This window comes from Mycolicibacterium stellerae (assembly GCF_003719305.1).
GTDB lineage: Bacteria > Actinomycetota > Actinomycetes > Mycobacteriales > Mycobacteriaceae > Mycobacterium > Mycobacterium stellerae.
Genome location: NZ_RARC01000007.1, coordinates 110,253 through 126,763, shown reverse-complemented (window position 1 = coordinate 126,763; position 16,511 = coordinate 110,253). Strand labels below are relative to the sequence as shown.

The window sequence follows — 16,511 nt, the reverse complement described above, 5'->3', positions numbered from 1 at the left end:
AGGAATGACGTGACTCCGGAGTTCCTGCTGACCACGCTCATCGTCGTGGCGACGCCGGGCGCAGGCGTGCTCTACACGCTGGCGGCGGGGGTCTCGCGCGGTTGGCAGGCCAGCCTGGTGGCGGCTTTTGCCTGCACGCTCGGCATCGTCCCGCACATGTTCGCGGCGGTCGCGGGTCTTGCCGCGATCATGCACGCCAGCGCGGTGGCCTTCTCGATCATCAAGTGGCTCGGCGTGGCCTACCTGCTGTACCTGGCGTGGAAGACGTTCCGCGACAAGTCGATATTCGCGATCGACACCGAAGCCGGGAAGCCTTCGCCGTGGCGGGTGATCGTGTCGGGGATTCTGGTCAACACCCTCAACCCCAAGCTGACGATCTTCTTCTTCGCGTTTCTGCCACAGTTCGTGCCCGCCGGCAGTGCGGGTGCGGTATCGCGCATGGTGTACCTGAGCGCGGTCTTCATGGGGGTGACGCTGGTGGTGTTCAGCCTCTACGGGGTGTTCGCGGCCGCGGTCCGCACGAAGGTGTTCAGTCGCCCCCGCGTCGTGGCGTGGGTGCGCCGCAGCTTCGGCGCCACCTACCTGGTGCTCGCGGGCAGGCTGGCCGCGCAGACCCGCTGAGCGGCGACCGGCCGGTCACAGGCCAAAAGCCGGGCACCGATCAGCGCCGCCAGCATCACCGCCACGCAGTAGAGCCCCGGTCCCTTGAGGCCCCAGCCGACCGACGCCAGCGTCGCCGCACCCGCGACGCACAGCAGGACGCCGACCGCCGCACTGCGCGGACCCGCAGCGGCCACACAGCCGCCGGCCCACAGCGGAAGCGGGTTGTTCTCCAACGGGCGCAGCGCGACGAACGCCGTCGCGACGAGGACGGCCATGACGGCCAGCTGCAGGATGCTCAGCGCAACGAAGCCGGGAGCGCCCGCCTCGTAGCGCGGATGGCCGAGGTAGTCGAACACCAGGTGCATGAAAAGCAGCGCAGGGATGTGCCACAGATACAGCGTCATCGCCCCGGAGTTACCGATGGCGGTCAGCCACCAGACCCGGGGCCGCCTCGCCCACCGCCCGATCGCAGGCACTGCGGCAATCGCGAACGCGCACATCATGATTGCGTGGCCGGCCAGCAGCAGCGACGGTGGCGTCATGTTCTTCAGCTGTTGGGTTTCGATGCCCACCAGGCTGAGTTCGTAGGGGCCGACCCACATCAGCGCGAGGTTGACGGCCAGCATCACACCGCCGAGTGCCAGCGCCGAGCGGCCTGCGACAAGGTGCCGACGGTAGGCGACGCCGAGCATGCCAGGGATCAACCAGGCGACCAGGTTGAGATAACCCAATGCCGTGGGCGCGTCGGTGTTGATCCGGATAGCGTCGACGACCGCAATGAACGCGTACGTGCCTGCGACCGCGCCGATCAGGCGACCGGTCGTGGTGATGCGCGCAAGTAGCGGCACGGCAGCCAGCACAAGCACATAGGCGCCCAGGAACCACAGCAGCTGGATCGAGATCCCCGCGACCGGGTCGTAGACGTGTTCGGGCAGGAAGTAGCGCAGTATCGCCAGCGCGGAGATCCAGAACGCCAGGTAGTAGAACACCGGCCGGTACAGCCGCGTGCAGCGGCGCATCAGCCAGTCGCCCCAGCTCGCCGCGGGGTGCCAAGAGTCGACACAGGCGGCGACCCCGGCGAAGAAGAACAGCGGCATGATCTGGAACACCCAGGTCAGCGCCTGAAAGATGACGGAGGCGGTGAGCAGGTTGCTCCAGATGAACACGTCGTCGCGGATGATGCTCGTCGCCATGACGGTGTGTCCAACGACCACGCCGACCAACGACACGATCCTGATGACGTCGATGGCACGGTCCCGCGTCGCGGGAGTGTTCGCCTCGACCTCAGCCGGGCAGGGGAACCAAGCGGTCACGGCCATGCCGCAAATCTAGGCCCGACCTGCGCTCCGATGTCTGAGTAGAAGCACTCAAATTCAGCCGCTGACCGCGGTTCCGTGCTCCTCGTCGATGCGGGTGGTGACGCCGGTGGCGACGATGGTTCGGGTCGCGTCGACGGATGCGTAGGTCCAGAAGATTTGCATCTCCTCGGTGGCCGACGCGTTCTCGAAGTAATGGTGGACCCCTGAGGGGATGAACGACGTGTCGCCGACGCCGACCCGGTGTGCGACCCCGTCGATGTGGGCGATGGCCTTTCCCCGCAGCAACATGACGCTCTCATCACAGTTGTGGAAGTGCTCCGCGATCGCTGCGCCCGGCTCGAACCTGGTGATGCCGTTGAGGAAACCGGTCGATCCGACCCGCTGCGACACCAGCGGAATGGTGCTTGCGCCGCCGCCGCGTTGACGGGCCGGGATCTGCGCCGGCCGCAGGATCACGCCAACCCGGTCGGTCATCAGACCTGTCCGCCGGTCAGCGCCAGCAGTTGACGGGCCCGTGCCTTGGCCAGTTCGCAGTAGGCCTTCGCCGCCGTTCGGGCTCCGTCGGCGTCGCCGTTCTCGAGCGCGACGAGCAGATCACGCTGCACCGCGAGGAATGCGTGCGACGACTGCGCCGTCGTGCCGAAACTGCGCGCCATCACGTTCTTGACGCTCAGCGAGCCGAACGCCGCGATCAGCAGCGGGTTGCCCGACAGCGCGACGATCGCCTCGTGGAACGCGTAGTTCGCGTCAAGGTACGCGTGGAAGTCCTCGAAGTGGTCGTCGACCAGATGTCGGGACATCGAGTCCAGGTGCCGTCGGGCTTCGGCGAGCAGAGCCGGATCACATTGGCCCGCAACGCGATCGATGACGCCCAACTCGATGGCCAGCCGGGCCTCGAAGGTGTCGTCCGACGTGCGCACGTCGAACGGCGTGATGACGTAGCCGCGGTCGGGATCGCGCCGCACCAGCCCGTCACCCGCCAGCCGAGTCAGCGCGTAGAAGGCGCGGGCCCGGTCGCCGTCCAAATGCTCGGCGAGCTCGTCGACGGTGATCACCTGTCCCGCGGCGAACACGCGGCTGAGCACCATGTCCCTGGCCCGCTCGTAGGCGCGGTCGTTGCGCTCGAACTCGAAACGGCCGAACCCGCCGCGGAAGTACGTCAGCGGTGCGCCCTCGCGTGCGGTGGCCGCTGTGACATGACCGAGGAACACCGAATGGCTCCCGCCTGCCACTTTCTCGGTGACCTCGCACTCAATCGACGCGATCGCCTCGGCGAGCATCGGAACGTCGCCCGCGCCGCGCTCGACGGTGACGCCCGCGAACTTGTCCGGCCGCGGGGTGGCGAACTGGTATGCCAGATCGCCGTGCGCCTGGCCCAGCACATTCACCGTGAACCGGCCACTGCGCTCGATCGCCGCCGCGGTCGGCACGGCGTTGTTCACGCACGCCAGCATCATCGGCGGGTCCATCGAAAGCGATGTCACCGAGCTTGCGGTCATGCCGTGGTCGCGGCCGTCGTCTCTGGTCGTCACGACGGTTACGCCACTGGCCAGGTGGCCGACGACGTGTCGGAACAGGTCCGTGTCGACCGACTCAGCGGCGTGCACGTATTCCTGTGTCATGACAGATCTCCCGTAGTTGCCGTTGCTACGTCAATTGAACGTCGGCGTTCGGCGGCAAACACTCACGGATTGCGACACACACGGACGCGAAGTTCACGTCTGCAGACAATGCATCGCCGCGGCGCCCGCAATTGACTGATTGCGTGATCAAAGCAGCGGTCGTCGGACTGGGATGGTGGGGCCGCAAGATCGTGCGCGACCTCGACGGGAGCCCCTATATCGAGATCGTCGCGGGTGTCGACCTCGACCCGAATGTGCGTGACGAGATCGCCGGTCTGCTCGACGTTGTTCATCCCGACATCGACGCCGTGTTGAACGACGATGCCGTCGAAGCCGTGATCCTGTGCACCCCACACAAATTCCACACCGAGCAGATCATCGCCGCGGCCGCGCGCGGCAAGCACGTGTTCTGCGAGAAGCCGCTCAGCGCCTCGGGAGACGATGCCCAGCGCGCGGTCGACGCGATCACGGCGGCGGGCCTTCAGCTGGGCATCGGGCACGAACGGCGCTTCGAGCCCGCCGTCGTCGAGTTGCGGCACGCGGTCGTCGACGGCCAGCTGGGCACTCCTCTGGTCTTCGAGGGCAACTTCAGCCAGGACAAATTCCTCGATCTGCCCGCCGACAACTGGCGACTCTCCGCTGTCGAGGCGCCTGTCGGGCCGCTGTCGGCGACCGGTATCCACCTCGTCGACCTGGCTATCAGCATCTTCGGGCGACCGACCGAGGTGTGGGCGAGGCTCTCGACGCAGGCCACGAGCTTCGCCAACGGCGACACCCTCGCGATCACCCTGGCGTTTGAAAAGGGGCAGACGGCACTGATCACGGCGATCCTGGCAACGCCGTTCGTCGGCCGCATCACGCTGCTTGGGTCGGAGGGCTGGGTGGAGATCCGCGACCGCAACCATCCGGAGGACTCGCGGGGCTGGGACGTCACCCGGCAAGTGCGCGGCGAGCCCGCCCGTACGTCCTTCTTCCCGCCGCACGGTTCGGTCCGCGAGAACATCGAGTCGTTCGCCAAGGCCGTTGCGGGTGACGAGCCGTACCCGATTCCGCTTGAGGAGATGGTCGCCAACGCCCGAACCTTCGAAGCGATCACCAGGTCAGCGCTAAGCGGTTCGGTCGAGGTGGTCGGATGAGGTTTCCCCACAACGGGTACCCGTCATCGGACTAGGATCGCGCACACAACCTGATCGAGGTGCATCGCGATGTCACTGACCATCGACAACGGTCATGCCACGGAGTCCGATGACGTGCGCATGCCCGCCCCGCTGGACCTGTGGCACGACGACCGGCCGCTGCCGCCGTGGGTGCAGGCGCTTGCCAACGACTTTGACGTCGAAGACCTGGTCGAGGTCATCATCGGCCGCTGTCTGTCCATTGCCTTCCCGAACCAGGCGCACGACGACGAGTTCCGCGAATACCTGACGGCGAGCACCAGCGCCAACGCCCGCTGCCTGCGCTCGGTCATCGCCGGCGAGATCGCACTCGAAGACGTCTACCTCGAAACGGTGTTGTCCTTCGCCAAAGTTCAAGCGCAGCTTCGTATTCCGCAGAAGTCGATGCAGCGGTCCTACCGCATCAGCTTCTTCACCATGTGGGAGGCGTGGAGCGGTCATCTGCGCAAGGCCATCAAGGACGGTGACGTCGACCGCGACGAGGCGGCCATGGCCCAGCAGCTGCTCACCCAGACGATCCTCGGATATCAGGACTTCGTCGCGTCCCAGGTAGCAGAGACGTACACGCGAGACTATGAGGCGCTCAACAGATCTCGCGCCCATATGCGCCGCAGCCTGGTCAAAGACATCCTGCGTGACGAGAACGGTGTGCTGTCCGGTTCCGACTCCGCCATCCTGTCTTATGACCTCACGAGCAGGCACATCGCGGTGCTGCTGCCGACCGTCGCCGAAGGCGCGGCGACCCAACTGGCGGTCGGCCTGCGCAACGCGGTCAGCTGCCAGCACTCACTCGTCTATCCGCTGACCCTCAGCTCGACGGTGGTGTGGCTGGGCCGGATCGGGGAGTGGAAACGTGCCGTGCTCGACGCGCTCGACGGCGTCCTGACGGAAGCAGGCGTGCCTGCCGCGGTGGGCGGCGCGCAGCCCGGCATCGACGGTTTCCGCACCACGCTGGCCGAAGCGATGGACGCCGAGCGGATCCGGGCGGCATGGGATCGGCCGGGGGCTCCGTCGGTGGTCCATCACGGCGACGTCGGCCTGGAAATACTGCTCATGCGCGACCCCGAGCAAGCCCGTCAATTCGTCGAGCGTGAACTCGGCCCCCTGGCCGGTGACACCGTCGAGGCGGCGCGGCTGCGCGAGACGCTAGAGGCGTCGTTTCGATTCGGTTCCCATGTCGCCGCCGCCGAGCACTTGCAGCTGCATGAACACACCGTCCGCAACCGACTGCACAAGGCCGAGGAACTGCTGGGCCACACCCTCAACGAACGGCGGACCGAGCTTCAGGTCGCGGCGCGCTTGATCCGGCTGCTGTCGGGTATCGAGCAGGTGCCGGCTATGCCGCCGTCGTAGCCACCAGCGCGGCGAACCGCTCTGGCTCTTCGACCGCGCAGGCATGACGGCCGGGCAGCCAGTGCACCGTCCCGCGCGTGGCGTCGGCCAGCCATTGAGCCGCGTCACGGAACGCCGGGGCGTCGTCGTCTCCGCAGACCACCACCGCAGGCACCGCCAGCGAGGTCACCCCCTCGCGGAGGTCGACGTCGGCGAGCACCTCGCAGGTGCGCGCGTAGCCCTCCGGGTCGGTGGCCGCAAACGTGCGTCGCGCCTGTTCAACTCGCGGGTCGTCACGACCGGACAGCTCGGCGGTGAACCACATCTCGACCATCGGCTGCACAAGCGACGAGAGTCCGTTCTCGCGGGCGGTCTTGGCGCGCTCACGCCAGGTCCGGCGGAACGGCTCGGGGTATACCGGCACGGTGTCGGCGAGAACGACGGACGCGACGAGATGGGGGTGTGCCGTGCCGAGCTGTTGGGCCACCAGGCCGCCGAGTGACATGCCGACGATATTGACGGGCTCACCCAGTGCCGCGATCTGCAGCGCAACGGGTGCCGAATAGGCGTCGATCCCCGCACCGGCGGGTGACGGTGGTGCCGAGCCGTGCCCGGGCAGGTCGAACGCGACTGTGGTCAGCGACCCGAGCTCGGCGCGCACCGGGTCCCAGAATCGTGCGTCGGCGCCCAACGGATGCAGGAAGACGACAGGTGCGCTCATGTTCCTCGGGGTGGTAGGCGTTCGTAGTCGGCAGGCACGGGTGTGCGGGCGGCGTTCATGGTCATGGCCAACGTCGTGTAGTAGCCGGCCGTGGCGATCACCTCGACGACACCGTCGTCGCCGACGGCATCCAGGGCGGCTTCGAACGTCGAATCGCTGACGCCGCGGCGATATTCGAGCTCGCTGATCAGTCGCCAGACCGTACGTACGTCGTCGGGCCCGGTGAAAGTCCCGCCGTCGCGAACCGATGCGATGGTGTCCTCGTCGAGGCCTGCCGCGCGGGCCAGCGGCACGTGATGGCCCCACTCGTAGTCCTGATCCCAGCGCCGCGCAACCACCAGGATCACCAGCTCGGTCAGGTGGTCGGGGAGCCCGGACCCGAAGCGCAGGTACTCGCCGACCAGCTGCAACCGCGTCATCAACTCCGGCGCCCGTAGCAGCGGAACAAACGGCGCGATCAGCTCGCCACGCGGCCCCGCTGCGACCTTGTCCATTGCATACTGCTGGTCTGCCGTCAGCGTGGACGGCAGAGGTAACCGTTCGGCGCCGGTGGCCAGCTCAGCCGGCATTGACCCGCGGCATGACCTGTTCGGCCATCAGCTCCATGGACCGGCGCGCAAGATCGGGATCCACCCAGTCCAGCCCGGCGTACACGAGTTCACCGAATTCGCCGGTCTGCTCGCGGAAGGCCAGCAGCTGGTCGGCGACCGAGTCCGGGGTGCCTGTGATGACCAGCTGGTCGACGACGCCGTCGAGGGTGACCTCCTCGTCGGGTTGTTCGCGGTCTGTCTTGAACAGCTCGAGGCGGCCTATCTTGCGCATCTTGGTCAGCATCTTGTCGTAGTAGAACCGGTAGGGGCTGCGGTCGTCGGTGCGACCGTATGCCTCGGCGACCGCCTCGTCGTCGTTGACGAACACCGTGCGGGCCACCCGCCAGTCGGCGGTGTCGGCGACCTCACCCACCGACTCCTTGCCTTGGACATAGTTGGGCCAGTGCGTGGCAACCCATTGCGGCAGAAGGAAATTCGCCGAAAGTGGATGGAAGTTCCGGGTGCCCATCGCGATGACGCCCTTGGAGAAGGGTGCGACGACGGTGCCGACGATCTCGGGGCGCGGCTGCTGCAGCGGCTTGGGCAGGATGCCAACGCCGAGCTCGAGATCGAGTGTCTTCTCTGTCGTGACGTTGAACCGGCCCCCCTGGCGGACAAGCGAATACGGGGGCTCGCTCTCCCAGATTGCGGTGATGACGTCGATGGACTCGGCGAACATTTCGTTGCGGTCCTGGTCGAGAATCCCCAGGGCTTCGGCGTCCGACGGGAGCGCGCCGGGGCTGATGCCGAGGATGAACCTGCCGTCGGCGAGGTGGTCGAACATCGCGGAGTTCGCCGCGACCAGCACGGGATGCTGCTGCGAGAGGTTCGTGGTGCCCGTGCCCAGCTTGATCTGCCTCGTCTCCGAGATCAGCGTGGCAAGGAAGACCAGGCTGTTGGTGATGTTCTCGTGTCGGTCGGTCAGGTGTTCGCCGATGAACGCGTCGTGGTATCCCAGGCGGTCGGCCAGCAGCACCGCCTCCCGGTCCTCGCGGAGCGTCTCCGACCAGTTCCGGCCGGCGGGGTGCAGGGGCATGGAGAAGTAGCCGAGTCGCATCAGGTCAGTCAAGGCCGCGAGGGTCGACCGGTCAGTGGCGTGCACCGCGAATTCCCGGCCGCTTCGATCACGCGATTCGTCACTGCGACGGGGTGGTGACGGGAGGCGTCACAGGGCGCGACAGCCTTCGGGATCGAAATTCACGGGCGACGACATAGGACGTCGGGCGGGCTGGCACTGTACTCAGCAGTGGTACGCATCACAGTCGTGATCCATCCACGGGTGGACGTGCACAAGGAGAGGGCCATCGTGAAGGTCAAGAAGACAATGTGCGTCGCCGCGGCAGCCGCCTTGGCGCTGACGCTCGGGGTGGGGTGTAGTAAGTCGGCCGATCAGGGTGCCGAGGGCGAGCCCCAGGTCATCAAGTTCGCGTTCGCGCCTGACCCGGTGTGGGATCTGCTGAAGGACTCGGGCACGACGGCCAAGTGGGAAGCGGAGAACAACGTCAAGATCGAGACCAGCTCGACGTGGGACGAGTTCACCTACTTCGCAGGCGGTCACGGCGACATCGTCTCGATGGCCACCCAGGAGACGCCGGTGCTCGAGGCCGAGACGGGCATCAAGACGGTGACCTTCGGCAAATACAACTACCAGCGGGTCCCGCTGCTCAAGCGGGCAGGCGATCCGTACAAGACGCTGGCCGACATCCCCAAGGGCAGCAAGATCTGTGTGTCCGGGCCGACGTCGAACACCGCGTTCTGGACCATCCTGGCCAAGGAGATGCACAACCTGGACTATCGGGTGGGCGGCGGCGACTTCGAGCTCGTCGTCAACGACCACTTCGTGAACCCGACGAACCTGCTGCGCGGCGACTGCGAGGCGGCCGCTGTGATTCCCGAGGCCGCGATCCCGCAGCTGCGCAAGCGTGAGCTGGAGATCATGTACGACGGCAAGCTGCCGTTCCAGCTGTACAAGGAGTTCGCGCCGAACAGCGACGGCAAGCTGCACGTCTCGGGCAACAACTTCGTCGCCACCGAGAAGTGGTATGACGCCCACAAGGACCTCGCCGCGAAGTTCGTCGACCTGTGGCAGACGGGCGTCGACATGTGGAAGGAACAGAAGGCAGAGACCGTCCGCAAGTATCCGCAGCACTTCTCGGTCGAGTCCGAGGACGACGTCAACTACATGATCGACTTCGTGTCCGGTGACAACGACTGGTTCGTCGACAAGGTCGCACTCGAGCAGGACTGGATCGGCAACGAGACCGAGATCTGGGATCTGCAGAAGGACCTCAACCCCGAGAACGCGAATTACCTCGCAGCGGACGCGCCGACGCCCCGGTTCGAGGCCATCAACCCCCAGTGATCACCTGGCCGGGGTCGGCGATGCCGGCCCCGGCACCATCGACAGATGAAAGGTCATTGTGACGACGACCTTGGAGACCCCGCCAGCGGCGGCCAAGCGCACCAGTGAGGAGGACCTCGTCCGCGCGGCCAAGCGCAAAGACCGCATGACGAGGTGGGGCTGGCGGATCGCCGGCTACGTGTTCTTCCTCGGCATCTGGGAGCTCGCCTCCGGTCGGGTCATGGACGAGCGGCTGCTGCCGGGTCCGTCCACCGTCTTCGAAACCTTCGGAAAACTCTGGGCCACAGGCGAAGTGCCCGGCGCCTTCGCCACCACGCTGGCCCGCATCGCGGTCGGGTTCACGATCGCGTTCATCGTCGGCATCGGTATCGGCATCCTGATGCAGAACCGCTTCCTCAACGGGTTCTTCCGCGACGCAGTGACCATCGGTGTGACGACGCCGGGCCTGATCTGGGCGCTGATCACCGCCATCATCTTCGGCAACCGCTACGCGGGCCCGATCCTGGCGATCGTGTTGACGACGTTCGCGATTATCACGGTCAACGTGTCCGAAGGCATCAAGTCGTTGCCCAAGGACCTGATAGACATGGCGAAGTCGTTCGACGTCGGCGTTGTTCGACGCAACCGCCAAATCGTCCTGCCGCACCTAGCGCCTTTCATCTTCACCGGCATCCGCTTCGGCTTCTCCATCGCGTGGAAGGTCACGGTGTTGACCGAGGTGTTCGCCGCCTCCAAGGGCATCGGCTTCGAGATGAGAACGGCCACACAGCTTTTCCGGCTCGACGAGTTCCTGACCTGGATTCTGGCGTTCTACGTGCTGGCGTTGTTCCTTGACAAGGTGGTGCTGGAGACCATCGAGCGCCGGTTCTTCGCGTGGCGAGGGGAGCTCAAGTCATGAGCACCCCGACGATGACACCGGCCCGCGCATGGCGGTGGCTGACTCGCAGCTCGCTGACCGGCAGACTGCTGTTCCCGGTCGTCTGTCTGGTCATCTGGCTTTTGTCGATCAAGCTGGTGACAACGATCTGGCCGTTCGCCGTCGACGTGCTGCCAACGCCGTGGCAGGTGCTTGGCTTCATGTGGGACGAGATCACCGGGCACACGCTGGCTCCGCACAACATGTATGTGACGTTCGGGATCTCCCTGCAGCGCTTGGCCATCGGCATGGTGATCGCGATGATCCTCGGTACGATCATCGGCATCGCGATGGGACTGTCCAAGGCCGTCGACGCCTTCCTGAACGACTGGGTGGTCGCAATCCTCGCGATGCCCAATCTGGCGTGGGCGCTGTTCTGCAGCCTGGCGTTCGGGTTCGGCGATACCGGGCCCATCATCACCGTCGTGCTGACCGGCATCCCGTTCGTGATCATGAACGTGCGCGAGGGCGTGAAGAACACGCCGACCGACCTGTTCGACATGGCCCGGGCATTCGGCGTTCCGCGGCAGCGCGTGATTCGCCACGTGTTGATCCCGTCGTTGCTTCCGTTCCTGTTCGCCGCGGCGCGGTACTGCTTCGCGCTCGGCTGGAAGGGCCTGGTCGTCGCCGAGGTGTTCGGCGGGCAGGACGGTGCCGGGTGGACGATCAAGTTCTGGTACGACGCGCACCGCGCCTACGGTGTCATCGGCTACGCGCTGCTATTCGTGATCTTCGCGTTGATCTTCGAGAAGTTCATGTTCGATCAGCTGTCCAAGAAGCTGTTCAAGTGGCGTCCATCGTTGGATGACGTCGAGGTCGTCGAGCAGCAGTTCGACGCACCGACCAAGGCGACGATTGGAGCCGCCGCGACCGGGGCGACTGCGACCGGTGCCGCGCTCGGCAGCATCTCGATGGTGACATCGGGACGACCCCAATTTGACGACGACCTGGAACCACCCGAAGACTGAGGAGTGAAATCGCATGGCTGACATCACGATCGACAACCTGCACAAGGAGTTCGGTCTGGGTGCCGACAAGGTCGTCGCACTGGAGAACGTAAATCTGAGCATCAGCGGGCACGCGTTCGTCTCCATCGTCGGGCCATCCGGATGCGGGAAGTCGACGCTGCTGAACATCCTGTCCGGCATCGACGTGCCCACCAGCGGCAGGGTGAACATCACCGAGGACGGCAAGCCGGCAAGGGCAGGCTATGTGTTTCAGGCGGCGCGTCTGCTGCCGTGGCGTTCGGTGATGGACAACATGCTGTTCGTGCAGAAGGAACGCAACGAGGCCACCCGGCAGCGCTGCCAGCACTATCTCGAGATGGTGCAGCTGGGCGACAAGGGCGGAAAGTATCCGGGCGAGTTGTCCGGCGGTATGCAGCAGCGCGTCGGCATCGCCCGGGCGTTCTCGACGGAGCCCGACGTGCTGTTCATGGACGAGCCGTTCAGCCACCTCGACGCGATCACGGCCCGTACGTTGCGCAAAGAGCTGCATACGATTTGGGCCGAGACGGGTAAGACCGTCGTGTTTGTCACCCACGATGTGGGCGAGGCCGTCGAGCTGTCCAACCGAATCCTGATATTCGCCAAGGGCGGCCGGCTCGCCGACGACATCGAAGTCACGCTTCCGTTCCCGCGCGATGTCGCCGACAGTGAGGTCGCGCTGATGAAGGCCGACGTGTTCAAGACCTTCGAGAACCTCGGAGCGCTGGCCGTCAGCTAGCTGCGTGCGTTGAGTTTGCGCACAGGGCTCGATTTCGCGAGAATTCGCGCCCTCACCGCAGAGTCAACGACAGGGGTTGGTCAAAGTGCCGATGCCGTCGATCGTCACCGCCATGACATCGCCCGCTGACAGGAAGCGTGGCGGAGTGAACCCGATGCCGACACCTGCGGGGGTGCCAGTGGAGATGACGTCGCCTGCTTCCAGCCGCACCGCCGCCGATATCGACGCGATCAGCCTCGGGATGTCGAAGATCAGGTCCTTGACGGGCGCGTCCTGACGCAGCTCACCGTTGATTCGGGTCTGAACCCGCAGCAACCCGACATCGACAATTTCGTCGGCCGTGACGAGGACCGGGCCGATCGGGCAGTAGGTCGCTGCACTTTTGCCGACGAAGAACTGCACATGTCGCTTCTGCAGATCGCGAATCGTGACGTCGTTGACAATCGTGTACCCATAGACATGGCTGGCCGCGGCGGGCTCGGACACGTGATGCCCACCGGGACCGATCACGACTCCGAGCTCGCCCTCGTAATCGCTTGTGCCGGTGGCGTCGTCGCTCACCCCGACGGCATCGTCGGGGCCGACGATCGCCGAGAGCGCCTTCGTGAAGATCACCGGCGCGTCGGGGACCGTCTGCTTCGCCGACGCGTCGAAGCCGCTGCCCGCGAACTCGCGGGCATGCTCGTGGTAGTTCTTGCCGACGCACATGATGTTGTTGCGCGGCCGGATCGGCGCGAGCAGACGACTGCCGTCGAGTGGGATGCGCGGCGCGGTGGCCTGCAGTGCCGCAGCCCGCTCGACGCCGTCGGCACCGAGGGCGGCGAACTCCACCATGGTGGCGGGTAGTCCCGCGTCGGCCGCGAGCGGAATGATCTCGCCGCCGTCGAGTATTCCGATGGCGGGCCCGCTGCCGCGTGACTGGAAGGTGACGAGCTTCATCGCGTTTCTGCCTTCGTGAAGGGCGATTCGACGCCGAGTTCCCCGGCGAGTTCGTGCAATTCGGTCGCCAGCGATTCCGACAGCGGGACGCCGCCTGACTGGTTCTGCGCTCGGACCCTCGCGGCTTCGTCGCCCGGCAGACGCACGCGCCGTCCGTCGCTGCCGCCCGTATCGCGCAATGCATCCAGCTGCCGGGTCAGATCGGCGAGCACCTCGGCGTTCGGCCGGAAGAGGTCAGGCCGCAAGACCAGGATCGACTGGCCGGTATTGGTCGGCGTCACCTGGTCCCGACGATGGTCGACGACGTCGGCGCCGAACGCGGCACCGTTGAGCACCCCGGCGAGCAGGCCGATCGCGATCGTCAGGCCGGAACCCTTGTATCCGCCCATCGGCAACAGGAAGCCCTCACCGGCGCGGGCTGCGTCGGTGATCGGCCGCCCTTCCCTGTCGACCACCCAGCCTTCCGGGAGCGGCCGGCCGTCGCGGGCGTGCACCTTGATGGTCCCGTGTGATGTAGCGGTGGTGGCGATGTCGAGAACGAACGGAGTCCGGTTGGTGGGCATGGCGATCGCGATCGGGTTGGTGCCCAGTAGCGGCTCGGTGCCACCCCAAGGCGGCATGCCGTTGGCGTTGGCCACCGCGAAGTACAGTCCGACAAGCCCCGCATCGGCGGCCTGCTCGGCATAGAGGCCCGCCGCGCCCGCATGGTTGGAGTGCACGGTGCCGACCCAGGCCAGACCCGATGTGGACGCCTTGGCGATCGCCAGTTCTGTCGCCTTCGTCATCACGACCTGCCCGAGGCCGTTGTCGCCGTCCACCTGGGCGGAGACGGACGTCTCGTGCAGTACCGCGATATCGGGCCGAATGTTGATGCCACCGGAGCGGATACGGTCGACATACGGTCGCAGGCGGATGAGCCCGTGCCCCGAACGTCCCCGTACATCGGCGTCGACCAGGCGCGACGCGGTGATGTCGGCGTGTTTGGGCAGGACCTCGCTGGCCCGCAGGATCGCCGACGCGAGCTCGATCAACGCGGCGGGGGCCTGGCGTGTCGTCATGGCGACACCTTGATGTCGAACAGCCGGGCGGCGTTTGCGCCCATCACGAGATCGCGCTCGTCGTCGCGCAATTCGGCGGAAGCCAAAAATCCGAGCGGATCGACCGTGCCCATGTCGAAGGGATAGTCGGTGCCCATCAGCACATGGTCGGCGCCCAGGTCGGCGACCAGCTTCTCGACCATACGCGGGTCGAAAACGTTGGTGTCGACGAAGATCGAACGCAGAACCTCGCTGGGCGGCACGTCGAGGTGGTGGCGCAGTTCGGGCCGCACCCGCCATGCGTGGTCGGTGCGTGCGATGTAGAACGGCAGGTATCCGCCGCCGTGCACGACCATCACGCGCAGGGCGGGATGACGGGTCCAGACGCCGCCGAGGATCATCCGGGTGACGGCGAGCGTGGACGCCAGCGGCATGCACATGACGTTGACGAGGTAGTAGTCGGTGAACCGCTGTCCGTGGGTGAAGCCCTGCGGGTGCAGGATCACCGTCATGTCGAGTTCCACGACCGTTTCCCACACCGGGTCGAAGCGTCGGTTGTCGAGATCACGACCGAGTACGTCGGCGCTGATCTCGACGCCGCCGAAGCCGAAGTCTCGTCGGGCTTCGCGCAGCACTTCGACGGCCAGCATCGGGTGGTCCATCGGCACGTTGGCGACGGCGGCGAAGCGACCGGGCCACTGTGCGACGACGTCGGCGAACCGTTCGTGCTGAAGCCGGTTGGCGCGCAACGCCTCCGCCTCGGGCAGCCAGTAGAAGTACTCGGTCGGCGGTACCGAGAGCACCTGCATGTCGACGCCTTGGGCGTCCATATCGGACAGCCGTTGTTCGGCGTCCTCGAATTGGGCGGTGTTGTGCTCACTGGCCCGGTACTCGGCGTTGTAGCGTATCGTCTCGGCCGACGAGTGCGTTGATCGCGGTTCGAACTCCGGCCGGAAGAACGGCTTAGCCAGTGTCGCCGCCGGCTGAACGGACAGATGGGTGTGCGCGTCGACGGTAAGGCCGCGGTGGCGTGGCACCCGCGATTGTTCGATGCGAGGCGCAAGCTCGGGCCACCAGTCACCCACGGTCGACGTATGCCTCCGCAAGGGCCAGGCCGATCTGTTCTCGGCTCAGCGGAAGCTCGACGACCTGATTCAGCTCGGCGGACAGATCCGCTGCCACGTAGACCTCCATCGTGACGCGGGCCAGCTGCGGGTCGACCATCACCGGACGGTCCAGCGCAACCGCCTCGATGAAATGTGTTGTCTCCCTTTCCATCGGGCCTTCATAGATGTGGTCGATGTACTCTCCGGGCATGGTCGAGAGCGGGAACTGGATTCCGTCGGCGACCGTGTTGAGCACGATGTCGCGGTGGCTGGCATCGGCGAGGACCGCCCCGTCGGTCCCGATCACCTCGATCCAGATCGTCGATGCGTTCGGGTAGTGCGGCGGCAGCGACATTCCGGCGCCGACCGTCACGACGACGCCGTCGTCCATCGTGACGACGATGTACTGCGTGTCGGGTGCGCCGTGCGTGGACTGGCGGACGCCCCAGGCATTTTGGGAGTACACCCGCACAGGGCGTCGCGGCTCGAGACACCAGAACGCGAAGTCGAGGTCGTGGGTGGCTTCCATTGCGGCGGGGGAGAGTTTGGTGCGCGAGCTGATCTTCGCGCCGAGCGTGCGGGTGATGTGGCGGCTCAGCAGGATGCTCGTCACCTCGCCGAGCTTGCCGTCGTTGATTGCCCGCTTGATCATCGCCGGCTTGGGATTGAAGCGCTGCGAGTAGCCGATGGTGAATTTCAGCGAGTTCGCATCCGCCATGCCGATGAGCTCGTCGGCCTCATCGAGGGTCAGCGCGATCGGCTTCTCCAGCAGCACGTGCTTACCTGCTTCGAGCGCCGCCTTGGTCATCGGATGGTGCAGATCCTCCGGTGTCGCCGACACGATGACGGCATCGATGTCCGGGTTGCCGACAATGTCCTCCCAGTTCGCAGTCGCGGTCGTCGGATTAGTCTGCGCGGCAATCTCGTCAAGCCGGACCGGATCGATCTCCGCCAGATGCAAATCGCCAACCAACGGGTTACGCGACGCGGCGACGGCACGAATTCCGCCACACCAGCCGGTGCCGATGATGCCGAGATTGATCTGTCGCATGTCCATCCTCTTC

The 16,511-nt window shown here is 65.9% G+C and carries 17 protein-coding genes; 7 read left to right on the top strand and 10 right to left on the bottom strand.

Translation table 11 applies throughout. The annotated features are described in order from the left end of the window. The first annotated feature begins 9 nt into the window (after window positions 1–9). Complete coding sequence (locus D6M19_RS11790) at window positions 10–621, top strand: LysE family translocator (protein ID WP_123025400.1); 612 nt, start codon at window positions 10–12, stop codon at window positions 619–621. Here D6M19_RS11790 and D6M19_RS11785 read toward each other — a convergent pair. Genes D6M19_RS11785 through D6M19_RS11775 form a run of 3 tightly spaced genes read right to left on the bottom strand, consistent with a single transcriptional unit; the run spans window position 579 to window position 3,544 of the window. Continuing rightward, window positions 579–1,922, bottom strand: a complete 1,344-nt coding sequence (locus D6M19_RS11785; RefSeq protein WP_123025399.1) for an acyltransferase family protein — start codon at window positions 1,920–1,922, stop codon at window positions 579–581. The two genes, D6M19_RS11790 and D6M19_RS11785, sit on opposite strands and share 43 nt — an antisense overlap. A gap of 54 nt (window positions 1,923–1,976) precedes the next feature. Continuing rightward, the gene (locus D6M19_RS11780) at window positions 1,977–2,396 is read right to left on the bottom strand and encodes a cupin domain-containing protein (RefSeq protein WP_123025398.1); all 420 of its coding nucleotides are present in this window, start codon (window positions 2,394–2,396) and stop codon (window positions 1,977–1,979) included. After that, window positions 2,396–3,544, bottom strand: coding sequence for a flavin reductase (locus D6M19_RS11775; RefSeq protein WP_123025397.1), 1,149 nt, complete (start codon window positions 3,542–3,544; stop codon window positions 2,396–2,398). Before D6M19_RS11775 ends, D6M19_RS11780 begins: the two co-directional genes overlap by 1 nt. 143 nt (window positions 3,545–3,687) lie before the next feature. Here D6M19_RS11775 and D6M19_RS11770 point away from each other — a divergent pair, with 143 nt between their 5' ends. Beyond that, window positions 3,688–4,680: a Gfo/Idh/MocA family protein gene (locus tag D6M19_RS11770; RefSeq protein WP_123025396.1), complete on the top strand. Its 993-nt coding sequence runs from the start codon at window positions 3,688–3,690 to the stop codon at window positions 4,678–4,680. A 69-nt stretch (window positions 4,681–4,749) separates the two neighbouring features. After that, window positions 4,750–6,072, top strand: a complete 1,323-nt coding sequence (locus D6M19_RS11765) for a PucR family transcriptional regulator (RefSeq protein ID WP_123025395.1) — start codon at window positions 4,750–4,752, stop codon at window positions 6,070–6,072. On the opposite strand, the gene D6M19_RS11760 is transcribed toward D6M19_RS11765, so the two are convergent. Genes D6M19_RS11760 through D6M19_RS11750 form a run of 3 tightly spaced genes read right to left on the bottom strand, consistent with a single transcriptional unit; the run spans window position 6,056 to window position 8,431 of the window. Next, window positions 6,056–6,772: an alpha/beta fold hydrolase gene (locus tag D6M19_RS11760; protein WP_123025394.1), complete on the bottom strand. Its 717-nt coding sequence runs from the start codon at window positions 6,770–6,772 to the stop codon at window positions 6,056–6,058. The genes D6M19_RS11765 and D6M19_RS11760 overlap by 17 nt on opposite strands. After that, window positions 6,769–7,341, bottom strand: a complete 573-nt coding sequence (locus D6M19_RS11755; RefSeq protein ID WP_123025393.1) for a carboxymuconolactone decarboxylase family protein — start codon at window positions 7,339–7,341, stop codon at window positions 6,769–6,771. Before D6M19_RS11755 ends, D6M19_RS11760 begins: the two co-directional genes overlap by 4 nt. Then, complete coding sequence (locus D6M19_RS11750; protein WP_234834816.1) at window positions 7,331–8,431, bottom strand: LLM class flavin-dependent oxidoreductase; 1,101 nt, start codon at window positions 8,429–8,431, stop codon at window positions 7,331–7,333. The genes D6M19_RS11755 and D6M19_RS11750 overlap by 11 nt, the downstream gene beginning before the upstream one ends. A gap of 177 nt (window positions 8,432–8,608) precedes the next feature. Here D6M19_RS11750 and D6M19_RS11745 point away from each other — a divergent pair, with 177 nt between their 5' ends. From D6M19_RS11745 to D6M19_RS11730, 4 genes are read left to right on the top strand one after another with little or no spacing between them, the layout of a single operon-like run. Further along, complete coding sequence (locus D6M19_RS11745; RefSeq protein ID WP_123025392.1) at window positions 8,609–9,724, top strand: ABC transporter substrate-binding protein; 1,116 nt, start codon at window positions 8,609–8,611, stop codon at window positions 9,722–9,724. A gap of 58 nt (window positions 9,725–9,782) precedes the next feature. Continuing rightward, window positions 9,783–10,622 (top strand): ABC transporter permease, encoded by an 840-nt coding sequence (locus tag D6M19_RS11740; RefSeq protein ID WP_123025391.1) that lies wholly within the window; start codon window positions 9,783–9,785, stop codon window positions 10,620–10,622. After that, on the top strand, window positions 10,619–11,608 hold the full coding sequence (locus D6M19_RS11735) for an ABC transporter permease (RefSeq protein WP_123025390.1): 990 nt from the start codon (window positions 10,619–10,621) through the stop codon (window positions 11,606–11,608). Before D6M19_RS11740 ends, D6M19_RS11735 begins: the two co-directional genes overlap by 4 nt. A gap of 13 nt (window positions 11,609–11,621) precedes the next feature. Then, on the top strand, window positions 11,622–12,365 hold the full coding sequence (locus D6M19_RS11730) for an ABC transporter ATP-binding protein (RefSeq protein ID WP_123025389.1): 744 nt from the start codon (window positions 11,622–11,624) through the stop codon (window positions 12,363–12,365). 63 nt (window positions 12,366–12,428) lie between these two features. Here D6M19_RS11730 and D6M19_RS11725 read toward each other — a convergent pair whose 3' ends face one another. Genes D6M19_RS11725 through D6M19_RS11710 form a run of 4 tightly spaced genes read right to left on the bottom strand, consistent with a single transcriptional unit; the run spans window position 12,429 to window position 16,498 of the window. Next, window positions 12,429–13,304 (bottom strand): fumarylacetoacetate hydrolase family protein, encoded by an 876-nt coding sequence (locus D6M19_RS11725; protein WP_123025388.1) that lies wholly within the window; start codon window positions 13,302–13,304, stop codon window positions 12,429–12,431. Further along, window positions 13,301–14,362 carry an Ldh family oxidoreductase gene (locus D6M19_RS11720; RefSeq protein ID WP_123025387.1) on the bottom strand — a complete coding sequence of 354 codons (1,062 nt, stop codon included), beginning with the start codon at window positions 14,360–14,362 and terminating at the stop codon, window positions 13,301–13,303. Before D6M19_RS11720 ends, D6M19_RS11725 begins: the two co-directional genes overlap by 4 nt. Beyond that, window positions 14,359–15,426 (bottom strand): amidohydrolase family protein, encoded by a 1,068-nt coding sequence (locus D6M19_RS11715; RefSeq protein WP_164478440.1) that lies wholly within the window; start codon window positions 15,424–15,426, stop codon window positions 14,359–14,361. Before D6M19_RS11715 ends, D6M19_RS11720 begins: the two co-directional genes overlap by 4 nt. Then, the gene (locus D6M19_RS11710) at window positions 15,419–16,498 is read right to left on the bottom strand and encodes a Gfo/Idh/MocA family protein (protein ID WP_123025506.1); all 1,080 of its coding nucleotides are present in this window, start codon (window positions 16,496–16,498) and stop codon (window positions 15,419–15,421) included. The genes D6M19_RS11715 and D6M19_RS11710 overlap by 8 nt, the downstream gene beginning before the upstream one ends. Window positions 16,499–16,511: the final 13 nt, after the last annotated feature.